The sequence below is a fragment of the Vibrio sp. 1288 genome, assembly GCF_033344475.1.
The window spans coordinates 1-721 of record NZ_JAWPOX010000486.1 but is presented as its reverse complement, the minus strand read 5'-3'; the positions used below and the strand labels follow the sequence as shown (position 1 = coordinate 721).

Annotated in this window: 1 protein-coding gene; it reads left to right on the top strand. The window is 47.2% G+C overall.

Features of this window, described 5'->3' with window-relative positions; translation table 11 throughout:
- Positions 1-95 precede the first annotated feature (95 nt).
- Positions 96-721, top strand: a 626-nt coding sequence (locus tag R8O11_RS27555) for a LacI family DNA-binding transcriptional regulator (RefSeq protein WP_318194917.1), incomplete at its 3' end; no start/stop codon positions are given.

The window sequence follows — 721 nt, the reverse complement described above, 5'->3', positions numbered from 1 at the left end:
TGCTGGTGTTCGAGTTCTAATGCGCTAATATCAAAACCATTAAAGCGCTGTGATAAGATGTCGCAGCTGAAATTAGAGAACATTAAATAAAAACAATGAGCGAACCTCGCAAACGAAGAAGTACCGGCAATGTCACTTTGGCTGATGTCGCCAAACAAGCAGGCGTAGGCACGATGACGGTGTCGCGAGCAATACGAACGCCAGAGCTGGTATCCGATAAGCTGAGAGAAAAAATTCAACAAGTGGTTGATGAGCTCGGCTATATCCCGAACAAAGCCGCAGGGGCACTCGCATCTGCAGAAAGTTATTCCATCGCTCTAATCATTCCGTCACTGTTTGAAAAAGCATGCGCGCATTTCTTACCAAGCTTCCAACAGGCGTTAAACAAAGCGGGCTATCAACTATTGCTGGGTTACAGCGACTACTCGATTGAGCAAGAAGAAAAGTTGCTTTCGACTTTTTTAGAGAGCCGTCCTGCGGGCGTTGTACTGTTTGGAAGTGAGCATAGTCAGCGAACGCATCAACTGTTAGAGGCGTCAAATACGCCAGTGTTAGAGATTGCCGAACTGAGCTCAAAGGCCAGTTATCTCAACATTGGCGTGGATCACTTCGAAGTGGGTAAGGCCTGTACCAGACACCTGATTGAACAAGGTTTTAAGAACGTTGGTTTTATTGGGGCGCGCGGGAATCACTCAACGTTGCAACGCCAGTTACACGGTTG